General features: G+C 42.5%; 18 protein-coding genes. 13 read left to right on the top strand and 5 right to left on the bottom strand.

The annotated features are described in order from the left end of the window. The first annotated feature begins 179 nt into the window (after positions 1–179). The 8 genes from RL70_RS11740 (at position 180) to RL70_RS11705 (ending at position 8616) form a co-directional block, all read left to right on the top strand. Positions 180–866, top strand: coding sequence for an N-acetylmannosamine-6-phosphate 2-epimerase (locus RL70_RS11740; RefSeq protein WP_039043594.1), 687 nt, complete (start codon positions 180–182; stop codon positions 864–866). A 42-nt stretch (positions 867–908) separates the two neighbouring features. Beyond that, positions 909–1781: an N-acetylneuraminate lyase gene (locus tag RL70_RS11735; protein ID WP_039043593.1), complete on the top strand. Its 873-nt coding sequence runs from the start codon at positions 909–911 to the stop codon at positions 1779–1781. 82 nt (positions 1782–1863) lie between these two features. Beyond that, positions 1864–3357, top strand: coding sequence for a sodium:solute symporter (locus RL70_RS11730; protein ID WP_039043592.1), 1494 nt, complete (start codon positions 1864–1866; stop codon positions 3355–3357). Between the two features lie 100 nt (positions 3358–3457). Then, positions 3458–4369, top strand: a complete 912-nt coding sequence (locus tag RL70_RS11725; RefSeq protein WP_039043591.1) for an ROK family protein — start codon at positions 3458–3460, stop codon at positions 4367–4369. Between the two features lie 20 nt (positions 4370–4389). Then, complete coding sequence (locus RL70_RS11720) at positions 4390–5229, top strand: MurR/RpiR family transcriptional regulator (protein WP_039043590.1); 840 nt, start codon at positions 4390–4392, stop codon at positions 5227–5229. A gap of 193 nt (positions 5230–5422) precedes the next feature. Next, the gene (locus RL70_RS17355; RefSeq protein ID WP_052245933.1) at positions 5423–5968 is read left to right on the top strand and encodes a DUF4358 domain-containing protein; all 546 of its coding nucleotides are present in this window, start codon (positions 5423–5425) and stop codon (positions 5966–5968) included. 59 nt (positions 5969–6027) lie between these two features. Then, positions 6028–7452 carry an MBOAT family protein gene (locus RL70_RS11710; protein ID WP_039043589.1) on the top strand — a complete coding sequence of 475 codons (1425 nt, stop codon included), beginning with the start codon at positions 6028–6030 and terminating at the stop codon, positions 7450–7452. 39 nt (positions 7453–7491) lie between these two features. Further along, the gene (locus tag RL70_RS11705) at positions 7492–8616 is read left to right on the top strand and encodes a DHHW family protein (protein ID WP_052245932.1); all 1125 of its coding nucleotides are present in this window, start codon (positions 7492–7494) and stop codon (positions 8614–8616) included. 74 nt (positions 8617–8690) lie between these two features. Here RL70_RS11705 and RL70_RS11700 read toward each other — a convergent pair whose 3' ends face one another. Continuing rightward, positions 8691–9185, bottom strand: coding sequence for a DinB family protein (locus RL70_RS11700; protein ID WP_039043588.1), 495 nt, complete (start codon positions 9183–9185; stop codon positions 8691–8693). A gap of 266 nt (positions 9186–9451) precedes the next feature. Here RL70_RS11700 and RL70_RS11695 point away from each other — a divergent pair, with 266 nt between their 5' ends. Next, complete coding sequence (locus RL70_RS11695) at positions 9452–11404, top strand: Na+/H+ antiporter (protein WP_039043587.1); 1953 nt, start codon at positions 9452–9454, stop codon at positions 11402–11404. A 79-nt stretch (positions 11405–11483) separates the two neighbouring features. Here the strand turns inward: RL70_RS11695 and RL70_RS11690 are convergent, their stop codons facing one another. The 4 genes from RL70_RS11690 to yfkAB all read right to left on the bottom strand — a co-directional run bounded on the left by RL70_RS11690 (position 11484) and on the right by yfkAB (position 17043). Continuing rightward, positions 11484–13229 carry a GMC family oxidoreductase gene (locus RL70_RS11690; protein WP_039043586.1) on the bottom strand — a complete coding sequence of 582 codons (1746 nt, stop codon included), beginning with the start codon at positions 13227–13229 and terminating at the stop codon, positions 11484–11486. An 11-nt stretch (positions 13230–13240) separates the two neighbouring features. Next, on the bottom strand, positions 13241–14089 hold the full coding sequence (locus RL70_RS11685) for a gluconate 2-dehydrogenase subunit 3 family protein (protein ID WP_039043585.1): 849 nt from the start codon (positions 14087–14089) through the stop codon (positions 13241–13243). A gap of 443 nt (positions 14090–14532) precedes the next feature. After that, positions 14533–15894, bottom strand: coding sequence for a guanine deaminase (guaD, locus tag RL70_RS11680; protein WP_039043584.1), 1362 nt, complete (start codon positions 15892–15894; stop codon positions 14533–14535). Between the two features lie 36 nt (positions 15895–15930). Next, on the bottom strand, positions 15931–17043 hold the full coding sequence (gene yfkAB, locus RL70_RS11675) for a radical SAM/CxCxxxxC motif protein YfkAB (RefSeq protein WP_039043583.1): 1113 nt from the start codon (positions 17041–17043) through the stop codon (positions 15931–15933). A 259-nt stretch (positions 17044–17302) separates the two neighbouring features. Here yfkAB and RL70_RS11670 point away from each other — a divergent pair, with 259 nt between their 5' ends. The 4 genes from RL70_RS11670 (at position 17303) to RL70_RS11655 (ending at position 22675) form a co-directional block, all read left to right on the top strand. Beyond that, complete coding sequence (locus RL70_RS11670) at positions 17303–18274, top strand: glycosyltransferase family 2 protein (RefSeq protein ID WP_039043582.1); 972 nt, start codon at positions 17303–17305, stop codon at positions 18272–18274. Then, positions 18252–18632 (top strand): GtrA family protein, encoded by a 381-nt coding sequence (locus RL70_RS11665; RefSeq protein WP_039043581.1) that lies wholly within the window; start codon positions 18252–18254, stop codon positions 18630–18632. Before RL70_RS11670 ends, RL70_RS11665 begins: the two co-directional genes overlap by 23 nt. Further along, positions 18632–21247 carry a YfhO family protein gene (locus RL70_RS11660; RefSeq protein WP_039043580.1) on the top strand — a complete coding sequence of 872 codons (2616 nt, stop codon included), beginning with the start codon at positions 18632–18634 and terminating at the stop codon, positions 21245–21247. The genes RL70_RS11665 and RL70_RS11660 overlap by 1 nt, the downstream gene beginning before the upstream one ends. 114 nt (positions 21248–21361) lie before the next feature. Continuing rightward, entirely contained in the window at positions 21362–22675 is a 1314-nt protein-coding gene (locus RL70_RS11655; protein ID WP_039043579.1) for an acetyl-CoA hydrolase/transferase family protein, read from the top strand. Positions 22676–23070: the final 395 nt, after the last annotated feature.

The following is a 23070-nucleotide window of genomic DNA, read 5'->3' as shown; positions in this document are numbered from 1 at the left end:
CTTTTTTGTTTTGGTCAGGAACTAGCACTCTGAAAATCATACTTTCATCATAATGACAGATTAATAATCATAAATTATGAATATTTGACAGTTAACTTTCATAAATGATATAGTGCCAATAGATTGAAAACGCTTACTAGTTATTTCTCGTTCAACGTCAAACAGCAAGGAGACTATCCATGAACAGCCAAGATTTACTGAAGCAATTACAACATTCCCTCATTGTCTCTTGCCAGGCATTAGAGGATGAGCCGTTACACAGCTCATTCATCATGAGTAAAATGGCACTCGCCGCAAAACTGGGCGGAGCGGTTGGCATCCGTGCAAATTCCGTAGAAGATATCCAAGCAATAAAACAAGAAGTAGATCTCCCCATTATCGGGATTATTAAAAAAGACTATCCGGACGAGGCGGTCTTCATTACTCCAACGTTCGAAGAAATATCTGCACTAGCTGAAGAAGGTGTGGATATTATCGCACTAGATGGCACCGATCGAATGAGACCGGGAAACCAAACATTTGAAGAACTACTCAGACAAGCGAAAGAGGCGTTCCCGGAACAACTCTTTATGGCGGATGTTTCGACGCTCGAAGAAGGGTTGCTTGCGGTAGAAGCCGGTGCAGACATTGTCGCTCCAACATTAGCAGGGTACACACCTTACTCAAAAGACGTGAAGCCATTAGAGCTTGTGAAGCAACTCGTTGAAAAAGTGAACGTACCAGTCATTGCAGAAGGAAACTTTGATACTCCTGAAAAGGCAAAGTTGGCAATTGAACATGGTGCTCATGCAGTTGTTGTAGGGAGCGCCATTACACGACCTATGAATATCACGGAAAAATTTGCAACAGCTATTCTTCACAAATAAGAAACTCACACCAATCATTTAAAACAGAGGAGCGGATTAGTAATGAAAGGTATTTTTACAGCACTAATGTGTGCATTTGACGAGCAGGGTAACATTCACGAAAAAGGATTACGCCAGTTAGTACGTCATAACATCGATGTCTCTAAAGTAGACGGATTATACGTTAATGGAAGTACAGGGGAGAACTTCTTGATCTCGACTGAAAACAAAAAACGGATCTTTGAAATTGTCAAAGACGAAGCAGGGGACCAAGTGAAGCTCATTGCACAAGTTGGTGCACTTAACATTGATGAAGCTGTTGAACTTGCTAAATTCGCGACAGATCTTGGTTATGATTCTTTATCTGCCGTTACACCTTTCTACTATAAATTCGATTTCGAAGAGATCAAAGACTATTACAACACAATTATTAACAGCGTCGATAATACGATGATTATCTATTCGATTCCAGCGTTAACAGGTGTCAATATGAGTCTGGAGCAATTCGGTGAGTTGTTTGAAAATGAGAAAATAATCGGTGTTAAATTCACAGCGCCTGATTTCTATTTACTCGAGCGCTTACGCCATGCGTATCCTGAAAAACTCATCTATTCAGGATTTGACGAAATGTTATTATCTGCAGCAGTTTTAAACGTGGATGGAGCTATTGGTAGTACGTTTAACGTGAATGGTACACGTGCACGTTCAATTTTCCAACTTGCTCAAGAAGGTAAAATTGACGAAGCACGAGAAATCCAAAAAGTTACAAATGATCTCATTTCAGGCATTTTAGCGAACGGTCTTTATCAGACAATCAAAGAAATGTTGAAAACACAAGGCGTGGAAGCGGGAGTTTGCCGCAAGCCGATGAAACAGCTTTCGGCAGAAAAAGTGAAAGTAGCTCAAGAACTTGCATCAACTTTTTTAACTAAGTGAGGAAAGAAAGACTTCTGCTGAAGTCTTTTGAACTACAAGTAAGCGCTTACCTATAGACAAAGAAACGATAGGGGGAAAAGGGATGGATGGAAAGTTTGCAGTAATAGACTATGTTATTTTGGTTGCGTACTTGCTCTTAATTCTTTACATCGGAGTTGCTGTTGCAAAAAAGGAAATGAAAGGGAAAGAGTTCTTTAAAGGAGACGGCAGTATCCCGTGGTGGGTCACGTCTGTAAGTCTTTTCGCAACACTGCTCTCTCCAATTTCGTTCTTATCACTTGCTGGGAATTCATATCTTGGAAACTGGCAACTTTGGGCAGGTCAAATTGGGCTGTTCATCGCTGTTCCAGTAGCCATTTACTTCTTCTTACCGGTGTATCGGAATCTCAACATCGATACGGCCTATGAATATTTAGAAAGACGATTTGGCAAAGGCTTACGGATTATGGGAAGTTCACTTTTCATCATTTACCAAGTTGGACGTATGTCGATCATCATGTACTTGCCAGCGCTCGCATTATCGGCCGTTACTGGTATTCATACTGTGGCAATCATTCTATTCATGGGTGTCATCGCGACAATTTACTCATCAATTGGTGGCATTAAGTCCGTTCTATGGACAGATTTCATCCAAGGGATTGTCCTGATAGGTGGCGGGGTTTTCGCACTCATCGTACTTATTCTCTCTGTTAAAGGCGGCTTCCCTGAGATTATGAAAGTCGGTGTCCAAGACAACAAATTCTTTAGTGAAGCAGTGATCTTTGACCCGAATATCTTCAATGATAGCTTGTTCATCATCTTCCTTGGTGCTGGATTATCAACATTGTTCTCGTACATTTCGAGTCAAGACATGGTACAACGTTATTTGACTACGACAGATTTGAAACAGATGAACAAGATGACCATCATGAATGGTGTACTCTCTCTTGGTACCGCAACTTTGTTCTTCTTTATCGGAACGTCATTATATGTGTTTTATAAGCAAGCTGGCGGTGACATGCCTGAAGGCGCAAAAGATCTCATCTTTGCGAATTTCATAGTCACTGAGCTACCAGCAGGGATCTCGGGATTACTCATCGCAGGACTCTTTGCAGCAGGTCAATCCACACTCTCGACAGGATTGAACAGTGTCGCGACCAGTTGGACGTTGGATATCCAAAAGGTTCTACGTCCAGATATGACCGATGAAAAAGGAACGAAAATCGCAAAGGTTGTCAGCATCATCGTAGGTGTCTTGTCAATCATCTTTGCTATCGTTCTCGCATACTCTAACGTTAGTTCTGCATATGAGTGGTTCAATGGTCTGATGGGTCTTGTACTTGGTATTATCGGTGGTACATTCACTCTTGGTGTGTTGACGAAACGTGCGAATACAAAAGGAGCGATTGCAGGTTTCATTGTAACGTCCCTAATTGCTATCTACGTTTCTTATTTCACAGACACGACACTATGGGCGTATTCACTTATTAACCTAGTATCATCTCTCGTATTTGGATACTTGTTTAGCTTACTATTCAAAGAAAAGAGTAAGGCAGAGGATAGTTCTGCAGGGCTTACTTATTACGATCAAAAGTAAAATCTATAAGAATCGTACGAAAGGACAGCGCCGTAGACTAGGTGCTGTCCTTTACCGTTTCAAATGATATAGTAAATGGAATAGATAAGGGGGAATCGCTATGTACATTGGTGCGATCGATATTGGCGGAACATCCATAAAAACAGCAATTTCAGATGAATATGGAAAGTTGACGAATCCTAAAGCATATCCAACAGAAGCGAAGAAAGGCGGTTCGCATCTCATGGGAAAAATCCTGATGATTTGCGAAGAGATGCAAGCACTACAAAATCTGAGTGGAATTGCGATTAGTTCAGCGGGCCAAGTAGATACAGAGAATGGGACGATTATCTATGCCACAGACACGATTCCAGGCTATTCAGGGATGAATGTGTGCGAGCGAGTGACTGCGAAGTTCAATGTGCCGGCTACGATGGACAACGATGTGAACTGTACAGCACTTGGTGAGCAATGGGTAGGTGCCGCCCGGGACGTCAACGACTTCTTGACTGTAACGCTTGGAACGGGAATCGGTGGTGCGTTGTTCATCAATGGAAGTTTATATAGAGGAGCAACTTTTTCTGGCGGTGAAATCGGTCATATGATTTTGCATCCAGGAGGAAATCCCTGTACCTGTACACAAGCAGGATGTTATGAGCGATATGCCTCCAGTGCTGCGCTAGCTGTTGCTGTACAGCAACAATTTGGTGAGTTGGAGCTACCTGCATTTTTTGAAATGATTCGTTTAGGAAATGCTGAAGCAAACGTCGTATTTGAAAAATGGATTGACGATTTGACAACTGGATTAGCGTCACTCGTACTGATTTTGAATCCTTCAGTAGTAGTGATTGGTGGAGGGATTTCTGCGCAAGGCGAGTTGTTGCGAGAAGCGATTCAAACGTCTCTCGAGACGAAGCTGATGCCGAATCACAAAAAAGAGTTATCTGTTGTTCTAGCGGAAAGAGGGAATGACGCAAATCTGTTGGGAGCGGTACGGCACTTTTTGAACAACAATCCTATTCAGAATGACTAAGAGGACGGAGGACGATTTCTATGCAAACGGGACCGTTAAAAGGGATGAAACCTTCGGTGCTCATGGAGCAATATAAGCCGCAGTTTACCAAATCAGAGCATAAAATCTATACGTATTTAACTGCAAATGAACCCCATGTAATCTACCTATCTCTCACAGAATTGTGTGAGGCAAGTGGTGTAGCAGAAGCAACTGTCCTTCGTTTTTTCAGGAAGCTTAAGTTTAAAGGATTCCAAGATTTCAAGTATTCCTACGCACAAGAGTTGGCGGCAGATGCTACTGTGCCAGAGCACGGTACTTATTTGGATAAAATCCGCAATAATATGGTAAGGGCTGTTGAAGACTCCGCAGGACTTGTTGATGAAAATGAACTGCAGCGTACGATAGAGGTGATCAAACAGAAAAATAATATCGTCATCTTTGGAGTAGGTTCTTCAGGGATTGCAGGTCTCGATATGCAAAGCCGGCTGATCCGTATAGGGCGCCAAGCGACAGCTGTCATCGATCCACATTTTCAAGTGATGCTCGCGTCTTCTTTGAACGAAAATAGTGTGGTCATCGCAATTAGTATTTCAGGTGGTACAAAGGATATCGTCGACTCTGTTAAAATCGCAAAAGAAAAAGGTGCCACCATTATTGTATTGACGAACTACTTAAAATCACCTTTGAGTCAATACGCAGATCATATTCTACTCGGATCAGCGAAAGAAAATCCGCTGGATAGCGGGTCGTTAGTATCGAAAATCGCCCAATTGTTTTTAATTGATGTTTTGTGTACCGGATTGGCTGTGAAGGATGTAGAAAAAGCTGAAGAAATTCAGACCGAGATTTCTGCAAATATCTCTACAAAACTTTATTGATTAAGATATTTCATTAATATTCCTCTCGTAAAAACCAATCATCATTATGAAATTTGACGTTCTGATTTCATGTAGAGTTTCAGTGAAGGTATTTTAGGGGGACCTCACTTTTTCGAAATAACAATGAAACTTTTTATCAGTTCATCCGACTACTTCTAATAGGAACGAACATTTAGTGAATCGAGGGGATTTTATGAAGAAGTTAGCAGGAATCGTAGTATTGTGCATGGCAGTCATGATGGCGGCTTGTGGCAGTCAGTCTTCGGGCGAACCGAATAAGGAACAGGCCTCTGAAGTGAAGTTCACAGACATCGTTTCGAACATTAAGGACCAAGTTTCGGAAGATTTGAAAGCTGAAGGTGTAGACGATACGAGTCAAACCCATCAAGAAGTGGATTTGAAAGATACAAAAGATGAAAATTCCGTAGCGAATATTTGGATTGAAAAAATGAAGATGAATCCTGAATTATTCGCAAATGGGACAGTCATAGCTGCACTAATGAACGTCAATGCAGATGAGATCATCGTACTGGAAGCAAAAGATGAAGAACAGGTCGCTGAATTGAAAAAATCACTTGAAAACGAACTGGCTTCACAAGTTCAAACTTGGGAGCGATACTTACCTGATCAATATGAAAAAGTGAAGAACAATAAAATCATCACAAAAGGGAAATTCCTTTTGTATGTGACATATACAAATCCGGAAGCAGTTGAGAAAGCATTCAACGAAAGTTTCTAACAAACTAAAAGGCACAGTGTGTGCCTTTTTCTAATTGGTTTGGTGAGGGAGTGTCGCGCATGGTATTCAGCAGTTTAACGTTTCTCTTTTTCTTTTTGCCTATAGCACTTTTACTCTATTACATCAGTCCACGCGCGATGAAAAACTTCACGTTGCTTGGTGTTAGCCTGTTTTTTTATGCATGGGGCGAACCTGTTTACATAATTTTAATGATTTTTTCTGCACTAACGGATTACATACATGGTCGTATTATCGGACGGTATCGAGAAATACGGCCACTCTATGCAAAATTGGGACTCGTGTCCTCACTCGTTGTAAATTTAGCTGTTTTATCATTTTTTAAGTATGCTGACTTTCTAATTGGAAGTATCAACTCCATCATAGGAACAGGCGTTGAACCATTGGATTTGCCACTACCAATCGGTATTTCGTTTTATACGTTTCAAACGATGTCCTACGCGATCGATGTGTACCGAGGGAATGTCCGTCCGCAAAAGAATATCATAACATTTGCGCTCTATGTCTCCTTATTCCCTCAACTGATTGCAGGACCTATTGTACGCTATGAAATTATAGAGAAAGAATTGATGAATCGGACGTTTCAGCTCAGTCAATTTGCTGATGGTGTTCGGATATTCATCATCGGACTCGGTAAGAAGGTGTTGATCGCCAATTCAATCGGCCAACTGTGGGCTAGTGTTGAAAGCCAGGGTGTTTCAGACCTGACTGTATTAGCTGCATGGCTCGGCATTATTGCATTTGCGTTCCAGATTTACTTTGACTTCAGTGGCTATTCGGACATGGCGATAGGTCTTGGAAAAATGTTTGGATTTAGCTTCCCAACAAACTTCAAGTATCCATATATCGCGAAGAATGCTTCTGAATTTTGGCGGCGTTGGCATATTACACTCGGTTCCTGGTTCAGAGATTACGTCTACATTCCGCTTGGGGGCAATCGAAAGGGACAGTTTGTGCTTTATCGGAATTTGTTCATCGTCTGGGGATTGACTGGATTATGGCATGGAGCCAGTTGGAATTATGTGTTGTGGGGATTGTATTTCGGAGTGTTGATTGGGATTGAACGCGCGGGTCTACTCAAATGGCTGGAAAAGCTCCCACGTTTTGTCCAGCATGGTTATTTACTCATCGCCATCTTGTTCAGCTGGGTGTTATTCGTCTTTGAAGATATTAACGAAGGGATTCGCTATGCGCAAGTGATGGTCGGGCTGGGAGGACGCCCCCTCTACGATACAGCATTTCTATATGATCTTTATACAAATGGCGTTTTGTTGCTGGTTGCCGGACTTTTATCAACACCGCTGTTTACGCGACTGTGGAAGCAGTGTGTCGAACGTAGTGAAATCATTCGAAACGAATGGATCCAGACAGCTTTGCAGGTGGTCTTTTTCATGGCGATTCTCTTCCTATCGACTGCATACTTAGTCGACGACTCGTTTAATCCATTCCTGTACTTCCGTTTCTAACACAATCTGAAATTCGAACAAGACAGGAGGGGAAGAACTGTGAAACGATTAAATACAATAATGATTGTCGTATTTGCCGTTTTTATTGGTGGGGTTGCATGCATGAATCTATTGGCGGAAGACCAACCGTTTTCACAGGCAGAAAATCGTCCACTGATGCAATTCCCCGAAGTGTCTCTGGACAGAATCACATCAGGAGCGTTTACAAAAGATGTAGAAACGTACTTAAGTGATCAGTTCGTTCATAAACGTTTTTGGACAAGCATCAAAGCAACTGCTCAAAAAGTTGTTTTGAAAAAGGATAACAATGGAGTGTACTTCGGGGAAGACGGCTATTTGTTTGAGAAGTTTGAACCCCCTTCAGAGCAACTCGATGCCAATAGTGAGAGTATTTCACGGTTTCTTGAGAAGACAAAAGGTGTTTCAGTTTACGGACTACTTGCCCCGACCTCTATCGAAATATATCCTGATAAGTTGCCGAAATTCGCGCAAACAGCAAGTGAAACAGCTGCTATTCAACGCGTCGAAGAACAAGTGAAAGGAGATATCAGCTGGATAGATGCAACCGGCGCATTAAAAGCGGCAAAAGAGCAGCCGATCTATTTCCACACAGACCATCACTGGACGACACACGGGGCGTATGTAGCTTACCGCGCGGCGATGGAGAAAATGGGAATGGCTCCGTTATCTTCAGATGAGTTTGCCATTCGGACCGTGTCTAAAAACTTCAGGGGAACGTATGACGCAAAGGCAAATGACCCCTCAGTTGAATCAGATGAAATCGACGTGTTTGAGCCGAAGTTTCATGTATCCTATGACGTCGACATTGACGATGGTCAATCGAAAATGGATTCACTATATGCATGGGAGTTTCTTGAAAAACGTGATCAGTATTCATTGTTTTTAGGCGGCAATCATCGTGCTGTAACCATCCATTCCAATGTGAAAAACGGACGAAAACTGATGATCTTCAAAGACTCATACGCCCATGCGCTCGTTCCATTTCTAGCGAATCACTTTGAAGAAATCTATATGGTCGATTTGCGTTATGACCATAGGGATATGGCACAAGTCGTTAAAGAAAAAGAGATTCAAGATGTGTTATTTGTGTACAATATCGCTGGTTTTGCAGAAGACGAGAACTTGATTTGGCTACGCCAATAAAAAATGTAAAAGAAAGGCCGAGACGTCTTCAAAGCGTCTCGGCCTTTCTATCATTTCATAGTGCAATCTGGAACTTATTTTGTAACATTCATGGATTCTTTTACTTCTTGGATCTGTTCAATATGCCGTAACTCATGGTATCCGACGAATGGAATCCACTGGTCTAAGCTCATGTCACCAAACACAGGATGTGGATAAGATCTCTCCTTCAGCTGTTCAGTGGGAATAGTATCTTCAAGTTGTTGAAGCAAGGTGTGGGATGCGTTTAGTTTATCCTTCAACTCCGCAGCTGTAGCAAAGGATTCACTAGGTGTTGCGAAGTCAGGCGCTTCAACTTTTGTTGACCGATCGACTGTCCGCTCAATTGGTTTGTCGGCCGTTTCATGAGGTTCTCCCTTTGTGAGTTGCGATTGAATTGCCTTTGCAACGCTGCCTTCCATTAAATAAAGGTGCTCTAGCACTTGGCGGATGGACCACTTGTCTTCAGAGGCTTTCCAGTTCAGCTCTTCATCACTGAGACCATTTACTGTATCCAATAGCTTTTTGCGTGCTTCCTCATTTACTTTCATCGAATCACTCCTCCTAAACTCTATACCTATTTATACCATTCATTTAGAAAATTAAACCACCCATAATAGCTAGGATAGATGTGACTGGTTTATAACCTCTTGCTTTTTAGTGTCTAAATAGCATAGTTTACCGTATAATTTTTAAGGTGGAGCGGCTGTTAATATATATTCGGCAGGCTCTTTTAGGCGCTATATATTACTGTACCTAAGAGCATACTTACAACTACAAGACATAAAAGTGAATCAACCATAAAGAAGGTGAAGGAATGGAAATCTTTGAAATAATTTTGCTCATGCTGAGCGCGGTTTTTCTATCCAATGTACTTAATCGGTTTTTACCTACCATTGCAATCCCACTTATCCAGGTCGCCTTAGGGATTGTGCTAGCCATTCCACTGACAAATCATTCACTAGAGTTAAGTCCAGAACTATTCCTGCTTCTTTTCATAGCCCCGATCTTGTTCAACGATGGAGTGAATGTAGATAAAAAAGCAATTTGGCGAGAGCGTAAATCAATCTTGTCTCTCTCAATTGGCCTGGTATTTATTACTGTTGGGCTGCTCGGAGGATTCATCCACTTACTGCTGCCATCCTTACCATTAGCGGCCGCGTTTGCGCTCGCTGCTGCACTTGCGCCTACAGATGCAGTTGCAGTTAGTGCATTGGCGGAAAAAGTGAAAGTTCCCCATAAAATCATGCATACGCTCGAAGGAGAATCGCTGATCAATGATGCGTCAGGCCTTGTATCCTTTCAATTTGCAGTGGCTGCTTTAATGACAGGAACATTTTCATTGTTCCAAGCGAGTACTACTTTTATAATCATTTCTATCGGTGGAATTATCCTTGGCGCAGTGTTGAGTTTCTTAGAAATCGCACTGATGAGACGACTTCGCGAACTGGGGATTGAAAATAGCACGTCGTTTATCCTCATGGAAGTACTTTTGCCATTTCTAATATTTGTGATTGCTGAAAAAGTGGGAGTTAATGGTATCTTAGCGGTAGTGAGCGGGGGGATTGTCCACTCACTTAGCTATAAGAAGCTGAATGTCGAAGTCGCACAACTGAATTTATTGTCCAGAAACACCTGGTCAGTCATTTCATTCAGTTTGAATGGAATCGTTTTTGTATTGCTAGGGACTCAGATTCCAAGTATTTTGCAAACGATTTTAAATGATCAACATCTTGAAATCATCACTCTACTTGGCTACATTTTAGCGATTACTTTAGTACTGCTTGGCTTGCGGTTCTTGTGGATTGTTCTATTCAATAATTTCCAGAAAACAACTGAATTTGTGAGCAAAAGAAGAATATCGGATACTCTACTCTATACAGTTTCTGGAGTGAGAGGGACTATTACATTAGTCAGTGTACTGTCCCTTCCGTTATTTTTAAGTGATGGTACGCCGTTCGAGGGGCGTGATCTGTTGCTGTTCATCGCCGCAGGGGTTATATTATTGACCCTATTGCTTGCTAACTTCACAATGCATTTGTTCGCACCCAAAGTTGAAGGGACTATGCTTCAACATGACAATGAGTGGGAAATTGAAATGCTTCGAGAAGTGAAAAAAGAATTAAGAAAACATAGGACGAGTGAGAATAAGAGAGCGATTGGCAAAGTGATTCGGATGTACAACGACCGGATTTTTTCCCTCAGCAATTTAAAGGAAATGAACAATAGTGAGAGAAAACTACGCCAACTGATTATGGATTGGCAGCTGGAGAATACACGGGAGTTAGTAAGGCAGGACCGTATCCGTATCCAACTTGCATTCCCGGTTCTTAGAAGGTTGAACAAACGACTTTATAAAATTTCGAAAGAGAAAAAGTATAGAGTTAATGCGTTTTACAGCCGACTTTTGAAAAAACATCTTCAAGGAATGCATTTGACACCGCTCACAGCAGAACAACGCAAAGAACAGCGGATGATTCTCCTGCAAAGCAATGGGCAATTCATAACAGAGAAATTGAAATCACTCGAAGACGGTCAATTCTCAGCAGAGCTCATCGAAGCCTTCCTGTTGAATTATGAAAGAATGGGGGGCTATGGTCTACCAAAAGAAGCAGCACATCATTTGCATGAATGGATTGATTTTGCCCTTCATACTGAAAGGAGTTTCATCCAGATAGCATTTGAAAAAGGAGATATTACGAGAGGCGAGATGAGGCGATATCGAGAAAACCTACTAGCCATTGAAAGTAGCCTCCAACTGCAAGACTGAGTAGTGAGGATAGAAAAAGGACTGTCACAGAAGTCAGTGTTTACTGACGTTCTGGACAGTCCTTTTGTATTTCAGTTAGTTATGCTTTCGCGCCTTCTTTTTTAGGTTGTGTAAGAAGACCTGGTTCTTTCAAGTACTTGATAACCCCTTCTGAAGCGCGGTACGAAAGTGCACCGATCGTTGCAGTAGGGTGGTGACCACCGAATTGTGGGAACGCAGATCCGCCAACGACGAATAGGTTTTCCATATCCCACAGTTGCAAGTAGTTATTGATAGCAGACGTTTCTGGGTTTTCACCCATACTCACGCCGCCTGCATAGTGACCACCATCATAAATGTGATCGAACTCTTCGGGGATGCTGTCTGGGTCGACAATGTCCGCACCCATTTTTTCCATGATTCCCGTACATTTTTCAATGCCGAATTTAGCCATAGCTTTATCATGATCTGTATATTTGTTAGTGATTCGTAGCAATGGGTCTCCGAACTCATCCGTATACGTTGGATCGAGAGACGTATAGTTGTGCCACCATGACATAACCGCTGGAGTATACCAAGCAACTAAACTACGGTTTGTGTAGTGGACAGATTTCTCTTTAAATTCTGGACCCCAGCCTTTTGTTCCTTTTGGAACACTGTTCGTTGCAATCGGTCCATGACCATACTGACGTAATTCAATTCCACCACCGTTGATGAAGTCAAGGTCAGTGTGGTCGAAATTATCGCCAGCGAAGTCACTCAATGTTCCGCCGAGTGCTCCAGCTCCCATGAATAAATTGAATTTCTTTTTATCGAAGAAGCCGCGTGCTCCTAGGAATGTAATGTTGAATTGACCATTGAAGTTACGGCCAATGACACCTTTACGCGTCACCGGATCATATTGCTCACCGATTTTCGAAAGCATGAGAAGTCGGTTGTTTGTAAACGAGAATGCCCCAAGCACAACGACATCTGCTGGCTGAATATATTCAATACCTGTCCGAAGGTCGACATACATCACGCCTGTAGCCTTACCGTTTTCGTGCAATACACGACGAACAAGAGAGTTTGTACGAATTTCACAGTTACCTGTTTTGATCGCTGTCGGGATTACGGTTACAAGTGGGTCTGATTTTGCACCAAAGTCACACCCATACTCCGTACAGAATGAGCAGAACATACATTGAGCAATTGTTTCGCCATCTGGATTCTTATACGATTGTGAAAGGTTGGCAGAGGCTACTTGATAGGGATGGTAGCCCATCTTTTTCGTTGTATCTTTAAACAAACGGATTGCTGGCGACTCCTTCATAGGAGGGTTAGGATAATCGCTTGATCTCTTGTCGCCAAGTGGATCCGGTTCCCCTGAAATCCCCGCTGTTTTTTCCCACTTATCATAATACGGTTCCATCTCATCGTACGTAATACCCCAGTCACGAATGATCATGCCTTCAGGGATTTTCTTTTCGCCGTAGCGCTCAATCGTTTTAGAACGGATTTCGAAGTCAATCGGTCTCCAGCGATACGTAGCTCCAGCCCAGTGGACACTACCTCCGCCTAAGTCGGTTCCTGCCATCATTTCATTTCTTGTACGAACCGGCAATGCCTCTTCGTCCAATGTATTTCGTGATGTAATCGTTTCAGGAGCTAGGTTCTGCATCATTTCATAGCGATCTGAAAAGCGAAGTTCGTCCTTTACACCAACATAGTCGCCACGATCTACAGGTTTTCCTCGTTCAAGTGTTACGACTTTATGTCCTGCTTTTGCAGCTTCGGCAGATACAATACCGCCAGCCCAGCCACTACCTACAACAACAACGTCTACTTTTTCTAGTTTTTTAGCCATTTAGTTTCCTCCTAGCCCCACATTTCTTGATAATCGCGTAGGCTTTCCTGCTTCATTACTGCGAATTCTTCATCTTCAATTTGTCCAAGATACCCCATACGAGGTCCAGGGAATTCTTTCATCTTCCAGCCTGCCATATTACGGTTTCCACCATAAACAGGGTCTGCGTACGCACCTTCAATGGTTGTTTGCAGCAAGAGGTTAAAGAAAACAGTTGAATGGATTCCGTTCATACGAACTTTTCCTTCTTCCAACATTGTTAGGATTTCATCCATTTGTTCACCTTCGAGTTCAAAGAATTTCTTCTTATGCTTCGACTGTGCTGTGTCTTGAAGTGTCTTGACACCTTCTCTAAAGATCTCACCACGGTTCATACGTGTCTGATAGCGTGGAGTCGGTGCAGCCACCTGTGTCACCGAGTTAGGTCCTTGCTTATTCTGGTCCTTGCTTTGGTCCTCATAATAGGCCGCTTCCTGGTTTTGCGGGAACGGTCCCTTCATGTATTCTTTTGCGTTAGACCCCCAGTCGCTAGATAGCTGACGGTCGATGAAGTAAGGAACTCCAAGAGCGATTGCCCCTGGGCCAGCCTTGTCTTCAGGGAAAAGTCGTTCAGTAGCAGCGGAAATCGTTTCGAAATCTTCGGTTTTACTGAAGAACGTACGAGCTTCCATGTCCTTGTTCTCAGACGCTGCAGGTTTTTTGTCACTCGCTGGCTGTTTCTTCATCTGATTCGTGATCAAACCACCGAACAAACCACCGCCGACTAAACCGCCGGCAAGGAGACCCGTGTTCTTCATGAAATTACGACGGCTCATCCCTTTTTTGTCTTGAGTATTCTTTGGAACTTGCGTTTCAGACATTGCTTTCTCCTCCTTTTTTAGTTTGTAGATACACCGTACGTCACTCCTATAGCTGATCTTCCGTGATGTAAGGTTCAATTCGTAACTCCATTGAGCAATAGAAAATAAGAAAAAATAAGTTCATCCATCAAAAAAAGACATCAAAGAAAGTGCTGACTAAGTATAATTCTACAGCGTTTAAGTATAACCATTCTTAAAGCGAATATCTCGGTTTACGAAATAAATTATTCAATATGCCTATGAAGATGGTGTAATACATATTAAATGGAAAATAAAGCAAAGATAATAGATTTTTGTAGGGGAATAGTACTATTTTGCTCGTTCGATAAACAGTATGTCCTCCTAAACGAAGAGTTAAGCAATTATTGAAGAAAAATTATGTGTTTAATACAATTTTTTTCCTAGCTATAGCTAAAGGTTGTCTAGAAGTCCGAACGTCTAGTTCACTTACGAGAATGAACAAGTTCGCCTTGGACCCAGACATCCCGAATATTTTCAGGCCGTACAAGGTACATCATCTTTTGAAAAATATCAATTAGGGGCTCGTTAGGATCGAATAATGGAAGCTTTGCTGTCGAGATTGTAGGATCAACGCGCTGGACATCCCATGCATAACCTTCTTCCAGCCGTCCTATAGGCAGACTCAAACTCGCTCCACCGCCGGCAGTGACGAAGTAGAATGCTTCTGCAATCGTAATGCGAGAATCTTCTACACCTCGTTCATCAGCAGGTACGTTAGGATTTACGCCATCTTCTAACATGCGGGAAGACATGACTGCTTGACGGGAATTATCGTAAAGACTTGGAGAAAATCCACCGGAGATGTCTGAACCTAGTCCAATATCCACTCCCATACGAGCAAATTTTGCAATAGGAATTACGCTATTCGCAAAGTACGCGTTAGAAACCGGACAGTGGGCTATCGCACTACCTGTTTCAGCAAATAATTTTGCATCGTCATCAGAAAGGAAATTACTATGTGCCATTACAGACTTGTCCTGTAACAATCCAAAATCATTGAGCGCCTGTGCATCGTTCTTTCCAAAACGTTGTTGCACATGCTGATGGGCCCAATCGCTTTCACTGCAATGTGACTGAATATGTGTATCATACTTGGCTGCAAGCGCACCAAGACCTTCAAGTACCTCATTCGTACATGTTGGGATGAATCTAGGAGTGACAACTGGATAGACTCCTTGCTTAGTTGTCTCAGCAATCTTCTTAACTTCTAGAATAAATTCCTCAGTATCCTGCAAAGCAGTCTGTGTACTTGAATCTCGATAAAACTCAGGACATTCCTGAACTAAATCCATCACAACTTTTCCAACTAGACCACGTTGACCACGTTTTGCACAAATGTCCGCTAGCAAAACACTGGCTTCTTTGTGAACCGTCGCAAAGTAAAGAGCAGTGGTTGTACCGTTTGCGAGAAGTGTGCTGACCACATCTTCATAAACTAATTTCGCATAGTCAAGATCTGCAAATTTCGCTTCAGAAGGGAATGTATACGTGCTTAACCAATCATGGAGTGGAATATCCAGTGCTGTACCAGCTTGTGCCCATTGAGAGGCATGTATGTGCAAATCGATGAAGCCAGGTAGCAAATAGGACCCATCATCAATCTTTTGGAAAACATCTGTATGTATATACTCATTGAGTACTTTTTCATAATCAGACTGCTCGGGGCGTACGATGCGTTCGATCATACCGTGTTCATCAATACAGAATAGGCAGTCTTTCAATACCTCTACCTCTTTTTGTGAATTACTTGTAAAGGCGGTTGCTAAAAAAACTTTTGTATACATAGACGTTACATCCCCTTATTCGTTTGATAGAGACTATTATACCATTACTGATTTTCTAGTTGTGAAGTCGATGTCCTTATAGTAAGCATTCTTAACAAGTAGATTCGGCCCAAGACAACGAACAGCTGGGCAGTGACAGCTAACGGATTTAGCGAGCGGGTGTTGTTGCCACGCTTCATACATTTCAGGAAGGTTCCCTTGTTGAATATTACTAAGAGGTGGCACGTCTCCGAAATCAGTCACAATGACATCACCTGTAAAGATATTGACATTCAAGCGGGATCGTCCATCGGGATCATTTCGGACCGACACGTTAGGACTCGATTTAAGTTGAGCCAATAGTTCCTGGTCCGCAACAGATGGGCTACAAGAATAGAAAGGCAGCGTACCAAACAGCATCCAGGTGGAAGGATCACGGAATTGAAGGATTTCTTTTATAGCCGTGCGGGTTTCATCCAATGAAAGGACTTCCAGAGTTGAAGCAAAGTCACTAGGGTACATCGGGTGAATTTCGTGTCGTGCACATTTCATTTCGTGTACAACTTGTTCGTGAATTTTTTGTAAGTGAGGAAGCGTTCTGCGATTCAACATGGTTTCTGCGGAGACCATTACCCCTAAGTCTGCCAGTGCACGACTGTTTTCAATCATCCGTTGAAATTGTTCTGCACGACGTTCAAAAGAAGGGATGCGTTCCATATTTGCAAATCCGCCTTCAGCGAAATCTTCTACGGTACCCCAATTATGGGAGATGTGAAGTACATCGAGGTAGGGGGCGATCATTTCATAACGCTCAAGTGGCATCGTCAAATTGGAGTTCATCTGGGTACGAACGCCACGTTCGTGCGCATATTTAAGGAGAGGCAGGACGTATCGTTCCACCGATCGTTTTGAAAACATCGGTTCACCACCGGTTAAGCTAATAGTGCGTAAATGAGGGATTTCCTCGAGTCGCTGGATAAGCAACTCTATCGGAAGAGCGTCGGGGTCCTTTGGTTGAAGCATATAGCCAACCGCACAGTGTTCACAACGCATATTGCACAAGTAAGTCGTCGTGAATTCAATGCTCGAAAGTACTTGGTGTCCGTGGGTATCCACGTCTAAATAAGCTTCCCAAGGATCTTGGGAGATCATGTCATTAGTTGAAATCATAAGTCAAACTCCTGTCTTCTAAATGTACCTAACTAAGTATGCGCTGAATCAGAAGACGATGCAATAAGAGAACAAATTCGCAGAACAAGGTGAAAATTCTTTGAGGTTGAGAATGGACAGCTTCAGTGCTTCGTAGGAACCTGTTTAAACAAATGAATCATTCTGAACATAATCTCTCTTAACAAAAGGTGATATTTCCATGAAAAACGGGTATTAGAAGGAAAGCCGTTGGCACAAATTTAGAAAGCAGGTGCACAGAATGAAGCAATTGTTTATTTCATTCGTCATCCCTTCATATAACGAAGAAGGCAATATTTTCAACATGATGAAAGCATTGAACGAAGTCATGTCGTCAAGTGGGTTACCCTACGAGGTGTTATTTGTAGATGATGGAAGTGACGATAAAACCATGGACGAAATTCGTGGAGCACTAATCGATTATCCAGAAGTTGAATATGTATCCTTTACACGTAATTTTGGGAAAGAAGCTGCCATTTTAGCAGGTCTTGAGTATGCAAAAGGGGATGCCGTGATATTAATGGATGCAGATTTGCAGCATCCTCCAGATTTAATCCCTCAATTGATCAGAGGTTATGAAGAGGGCTATGACCAAGTTATTGCTAAGCGTAATCGGAAAGGGGACTCTCCGATTCGTTCTTTGCTGTCTCGTGCTTATTATTGGGGAGTTAACAAAACTATTGAAGTTGAGTTACATGATGGAGAAGGTGATTTCCGTCTGCTCAGCCGCCGCGCAGTCGATTCGTTGTTGCAACTCAGTGAAGGAAATCGTTTTTCTAAAGGACTGTATTCATGGATTGGATTGGAACAGAAGACGATTTGTTATGACAATGTCACACGACAACATGGTGAGACGAAGTGGTCATTTAAGCAATTGCTCAACTATGCAGTGGATGGTATTGTTTCGTTCAATACAAAACCGTTGCGCTTATGCTTCTATGCAGGAATATTAAGCATGTTTTTAGCTATTTCCTATATAGTTATTACATTAGCTGATATTGCAAGAAACGGGGTGGACGTACCAGGTTACTTCACGACCATATCAGCAGTACTCTTTCTTGGCGGTGTCCAATTATTATCCCTTGGCATCATCGGGGAGTATGTTGGACGGATTTACAATGAAACGAAAAAACGTCCCCATTATCTCGTCCGCCGGACAAGCGCCGCGGTGAAAGGAAAACCAGTCTCTCATGCCAAAATTCGAAGTTCGTGAATTCATCACATTCGCCATTGTTGGCGTTATTAATACAGCAACCTATTATGCGTTCTACTTGTTTGGATTAAAAGAGCTAGGACTTGTTTATATGGTTGCGCATTTCAGCGCAGTCATTTTAAGCATGATCATTTCTTTTTTCTTGAATAGTTATGTGACATACAAAGTAAAACCGACATTAAAAAAGTTTTTAATCTATCCGGTGACTCAACTCGTCAATATAGCGGTGACAGCAGTGTTGCTCTACATTCTAGTGGAGGGATTTCATGTGAACAGTAGCATTGCGCCGCTCGGAGCACTAATCATCACAGTTCCTGTCACATTCATCGTAACTGGAAAGGTGCTGAAGGCAGCGTGATGACGAAAAAGAGTTGGATTGGTCTTGTTGTGGTGAGTGTGATCACAGCTATAATTGCTCATGGATTCATGTTGTCTGAATGGATGCAAGAACGCTATGTGGTAGGACCGAATGATGGATTATCACAAATGATCCCTTTTAAACATTTTCTTTATGAATCCATGCGAGATGGTAATTTCTTTTACTCCGAACGCTTCGGATTAGGGGGAGGCTCATTTTCCCAGCTCGGTTATTATTTTTCTACGTCTATTGTTTTCCTGGTAACTGTAGCAATTACGGCATTTTTAGAATGGATTGGATTGTTGGCAACACCTGATCTTCAATACTGGGCGGATGTTACCGTTTTTGTCAGCATCATTCGTCTGTCAGTGATTTTGATCATCACGACGATTTTCTTCCGATTAATCGGTTTGAAAAGCCGGTTTTCCTATATTGCCGCAGTCATTTATGGAATCAGTATTTTGTATTTCCGCCATGTTACGTATTGGGAGTTCTTTGCAGACGCGATTGTTTTTTTGCCGCTATTACTCATTGGGGCAGAGCGGATTATGCGCTATGGAAAACCAGGTTGGTTCATTGTAGCGGTCGCGCTTAGTATGGTGGATAACTTCTATTTTGCGTATATTAACTTCCTACTAACATTCATATACATAGTTTTTCGTTGGTTCATCCCTTTGGTAGAGAACGAACTGAAGCGAAAGCGCCAGATTGTATATTTTCTGGTGGGTGGAGTGCTCGGAGCTGCGATAAGTACGCCATTCTTCGTTCCAGCAGTTTACGGATATTTGAATAACTTCAGACCCCCGTTTGAAGGGGAGATTCCTCTTTTCGACATGACAGAAAATATATTGTCCGACGGGAAGTTGGTTGTCTTACCTGCATTTGCGATTATTTGTTTATTTCTGTTCCCTCTCTATAAAAAGAGAGGATTTCGGTTGTTTGCAATCATGACCGTACTGTTAGCAGTGTTGCATGCTTCTCCTGCAGTGGGAAGTGTGTTTAACGGATTATCAGCGCCACAATTTCGCTGGGAACACATGCTCATGCTTGTTGCTGGAGGACTGGTAGCTATCACGCTTCAAAATTGGAAGGAAATCCAGCTAAAGTATGCAGTAATTGCGGCACTCGGAACGATTGGACTCTACATGTTATTTTCGAAATTAGAGTTAGAAGGAAAGCCGAGTTTGTATGCGGACAGTTTAGAGGTAATGGCGTTAATCACATGTGCGATTGCGATTTTAGCTACTGTACGTCAATTTAAGCATTGGGACATCGCATTGTGGATTGGGATTGTTGCGTCTAGTCTAATTACCGTGAATTTGTTTCAAGAGGAGAAGTTGACAGGTAATAATTCCAAGGTGGAGCAAGTCGAGGGGCAAGGCATTCCACAGTCCTTTTTCACAAGCGATTCCTATAACGGGGAAGCATCACGTGAACTTGTTCAGCAGTTGACGGTACGTGAAGAGGATCCACTAGCTCGTATCGATTGGATGATCGGTACACGCAACAACACACCGATTGTCCAAGACTTTTTAGGGACGAGCATTTACTCGAGTATTTTAAATCAGCACTTGTTACATTTTTACTTAAACGATTTGTCGATCGATATGGGACGGGAAAGTGTCAGTCGCTATGCTGGGTTTGGCGGGCGGGCGAATCTATATAGCATACTAAACGGGGTGTATGCAGTTCGTTCAGACAAAGGGAATCCGGTTCCGTTCGGCTTTGAAGAAGTTGAGCATAATGGCAAATTCAAAGCGTTTGAAAACGAACACCGTCTTCCATTTGTTCGGACAACGCATAGGGTTTATACAGAAGAAGAGTTGGAAGATAGTCCTGTGCTTGCACGCGAGCACGCGATGTTAAATGGGGCGATTTTAGAAGAATGGGATGAACAACCGGAAACTTCGCCAACTGTAGAAAATTTAATGGATAAAGTTACCGTGCAACCAGTACAAGCTGAGTACAAAAATGACAAGCTTGTTGTTACAGGAAAGAATGGCGGTATCGATTTGAAAGTCTCTGACGTACGTCTGTTGAAAGAGGACACGTATATTTCGTTTTACTTGGAGCGCTCAACTGCAGACAAAGGCTTTCACTTGAAAGTGAATGATTATAAAACGACTCGTAAACGGACGGATTCGATATACCGCACTCGTGTCAATGACATCACGATCCGGGTTCCGTCTGAAGAAACTATTCGAATTCGAGTGCCTGAAGGGACGTATACATTAAGTGATTTAGCGCTTTACGCTGAGGATTATTCGACACTTGAGGAGGCTGAGCGGAAGGTCGAACAGACTTCTGAACCCATAGTTGAGTGGAAAGGCGGCCATGCAACCGTTCAGCTCGATAATTCGAACGGAGACAGCTTGGCTGTAATGCCAATTCCATTTGAAAAAGGATGGACTGCGAAAGTGAATGGAGAAAAGGTGTCTGTGTTGAAAGCGAATTATGCGTTTTCGGGTATCCCGATTGAAGCAGGCAAAAATACAATAGAAATGTCTTATCGGCCGCCTTACTTCGGTGCATCTCTGATTGTTAGTTTCCTTGTGATAACAGGATTGTTCGTCTGGATGATTAGGAAAAAGAGAAACAAACCTTTCGCAGATTGATGCGGAAGGTTTGTTTTCGTAATAAGTGATTAACTCGTTGAGCTCTCTATTGAGCGAGCGCTCAGTCTGCGATATAATCGAAGTATCATATGAACTGGAGCTGTTAACCTAATCATGACGAAACATTTGAGCGAGCTAGAATTAATGGCACTAATGCAACCTGGCACTGATCTCATTATTCCAATTGCAAATGGGGAACCTCACTTGTTACTGGATCTATTAGAAGCAAATTATGAACAATTGGATCACGTAATCGTTCACCAAATGTTGGCACTCCGCGAACGTGCTTATATTCGAGGAGAAATGAAAGGACATTTGTCGCATACGTCATATTTTTTGAGCGGAGCGACACGCAACGCATTCCGCAGTGGAGTTGTCGATCTCGTTCCAAATGTATTCAACGAAGTCCCGAGGTTGTTACGTGAAACACTGAGACGTCCAGTCGTCATGGCGGTTGCATCTTTACCTGATGAGCACGGGTACTTCTCACTTGGAACCCAAGCCGATTATGTCTCAGAGTTCATCGGGAAAGTTCCATTTATCCTCGAAGTGAACAGGTACATGCCACGCACCTTCGGGAAAAACCAAGTACACATGAGCCAAATTGAAGGCTATGTCGAACATGATGCTTTCCTCGCAGAAGAGAAGTGTCCAGTAAGTAATGAAAAAGACAAAAAGATTGCAAGTTATATCACGTCTCAAATTCAAAATGGAGATACGTTGCAGGTGGGAATTGGTGCGGTTCCGAATGCCGTTATGAGTATGCTACGGGACCACCGTGATTTGGGAATCCATACTGAAATGTTGACTGATGGTATTGTGGACCTCGTTGCGTCAGGTGCGGTGACAGGTATGAACAAATGCACCCATCAAGGTAAAATTGTGACGACCTTTGCCTATGGGACTCAGCGACTCTATGAGTTCCTTCACAATAATCCTAGCGTCGAGTTTTTGCCGGTGAGTATGGTCAATGATCCATATGAGATTGCAAAAGAGGATAATATTGTTTCTATCAATGCGACAACAGAAGTGGACTTGTATGGCCAATGTGCTTCTGAAACGATTGCCGGAAACTACTATTCGTCAACAGGCGGACAAGCAGACTTCGCAAGGGCTGTCCAACTTTCGAAAAATGGAAAAGGGTTTATCTGCATGTACTCGACATTGAAGAACGATACCATGTCACGCATCAAATTAAATCTTACTCCGGGTTCTGTCGTAACGACGTCTAAAAACGAAGTCGATTGTATCGTAACAGAATACGGAATTGCCAATCTACATGGTAAGTCGCTTCGCGAACGTGCAGAAGCTTTGATTGCGATTGCACATCCGAAATTCCGGGATGAGCTACGAAGCGAAGCCATGGCGGCTGGAATATTGCCTACTCAAGGGGAACATCCATCTACAGAGATGGTGGAGCGCTCATAAACTTGGGTAAGTGCTCATAAATTTTGATAAATGCTCATAAAACATGAAAAGTGCTCATAAAACATGAAAAGTGCTCATAAATCATGGAATGTGCTCATAAAACTTCAAAAGTAATCATAAATCCTAGAAAGTGCTCATAAACTTCAAAAAGTGCTCATAAACACAAAGTGGAGTCCCAATCAATCGCCCGCGGTATGAAGACAGACGCCAACGCCTAACCATCACGCGACCAATCAAGCACTTTAAAAGCTGAATAAGGGTTGCTTCGCATTCGCGAAGCAATTCTATTGAAACACCATAATAAAAACAGGAGCTCCCATTACAAGGAGGCTCCTGTTTTCTACTTAGTTCTGGTATTCCGTCAAGAAAGTTGAAACAAATTTGTGAGTGATTAT

The sequence above is a fragment of the Sporosarcina sp. ZBG7A genome (genome assembly GCF_000813425.1).
Taxonomy (GTDB): Bacteria; Bacillota; Bacilli; order Bacillales_A; family Planococcaceae; genus Sporosarcina.
This window is presented reverse-complemented; position numbering and strand designations above follow the sequence as displayed.